Source organism: Luteibacter sp. P4_E6 (assembly GCF_056401535.1).
Map to the genome: position 1 here is coordinate 1 of NZ_JBFUJE010000693.1, position 1,751 is coordinate 1,751.

A 1,751-nucleotide genomic window follows, 5' to 3' on the forward strand; every position below is an offset into this window, starting at 1 on the left:
GGCGTGATGTATGTGCTCGACGAACCGTCCATCGGTCTGCACCAGCGCGACAACGAACGCCTGCTTGGCACCCTCACCCGCCTGCGCGACCTCGGCAATACGGTGATCGTGGTCGAGCACGACGAGGACGCCATCCGTGCGGCCGACCATATCCTCGACATCGGGCCCGGCGCGGGCGTGCATGGCGGCGAGATCGTGGGTCAAGGGTCGCTGGAAGACATCCTCGCCTCGCCGCGCTCGGTCACGGCGCAGTACCTGACCGGTGAGCGCGGCATCCGCGTGCCGAAGAAGCGCCGCCTGCCGCGTGACGACCAGTGGATCGAACTCAAGGGCGCCACCGGCAATAACCTCAAGGACGTTGACGTTCGTATTCCGGTCGGCACGTTCACCTGCGTCACGGGCGTGTCCGGTTCGGGCAAGTCCACGCTGATCAACGACACCTTCTATCGCCTTGCCGCGATGGAACTCAACGGCGCGGGCGAGCAGCCGGCCCCGTATGAGTCGATCGAAGGGCTCGAGCTGTTCGACAAGGTGGTCGATATCGACCAGTCGCCGATCGGCCGCACGCCGCGTTCCAATCCGGCCACCTACACCGGCCTGTTCACGCCGTTGCGCGAGCTGTATGCGCAGGTGCCTGAGTCGCGCCAGCGCGGCTACTCGGCGGGCCGTTTCAGCTTCAACGTACGCGGTGGCCGCTGCGAAGCCTGCGAAGGCGACGGCATGATCAAGGTGGAAATGCACTTCCTGCCGGACGTGTACGTACCCTGCGATGTCTGCCACGGCAAACGCTATAACCGCGAGACACTCGAGGTCCTCTACAAGGGTCACACCATCGCCGACGTGCTGGACATGACGGTGGAAGACGCGTTCAAGCTGTTCGAGCCGGTGCCGGTGATCGCGCGCAAACTGGAGACCCTCCGAGCCGTGGGCCTGGATTACATCAAGCTCGGCCAGAGCGCGACCACGCTCTCCGGCGGCGAAGCACAGCGCGTGAAGCTGTCGAAGGAGCTATCCAAGCGCGACACGGGTAGCACGCTCTACATCCTCGACGAGCCGACGACGGGCCTGCATTTCCACGATATCGAGCAGCTCCTCGACGTGCTGCACAAGCTGGTCGAACACGGCAACACCGTGGTCGTCATCGAGCACAACCTCGACGTGATCAAGACGGCCGACTGGCTGATCGATCTCGGCCCCGAGGGCGGATCGGGTGGCGGGCGCATTCTAATCAGCGGCACGCCTGAAACCGTGGCGGCGACGAAGGAGTCGCATACCGGTCGGTTCTTGAAATCGCATCTCGCGCCCGTTGCAGCACCGGCAGCGAAGGCGACTGCAAAGCCTGCCGCCAAGTCGGCCGCCACGAAGGCGCCAGCTAAAGCATCAGCGAAGGCCTCGACCCCGGCTCCGGCAAAGAAACCCGCCCCCAGCAAATCCACCGCGAAGACGGCTCCTGCCGCGAAGAAGAAACGAACCGCATGAGTACCGACGCTTCGAACACGCCGATCCCCTTGTTCATTACGCCGATGGATGTTCGTTGGCAGGACATGGACGCGTACAACCACGTCAACAACGCCAACTACCTGGTCTATCTGCAGGAAGCACGCCTGAAGTGGCTGCAAATGCTGCCCGGCCAGTGGTACAGCGAGGAAGGCGCACCGGTGRTGGCGCACAGCGAGATCAACTACCGTCTGCCGATCGAATGGCCGGCGGACATCCAGATCGAACTGTTTTCCAACCGCATCGGCAACAGC

Annotated in this window: 2 protein-coding genes; both read left to right on the forward strand. The window is 63.7% G+C overall.

Going from position 1 to position 1,751, the window contains the following annotated elements; genetic code table 11:
* Positions 1 to 1,479, forward strand: a 1,479-nt coding sequence (uvrA, locus tag AC1DT2_RS22475; RefSeq protein ID WP_477298848.1) for an excinuclease ABC subunit UvrA, incomplete at its 5' end; no start/stop codon positions are given.
* Positions 1,476 to 1,751 (forward strand): acyl-CoA thioesterase (locus AC1DT2_RS22480; RefSeq protein ID WP_477298850.1); only part of this gene is annotated, 276 nt, incomplete at its 3' end. The genes uvrA and AC1DT2_RS22480, both read left to right, overlap by 4 nt.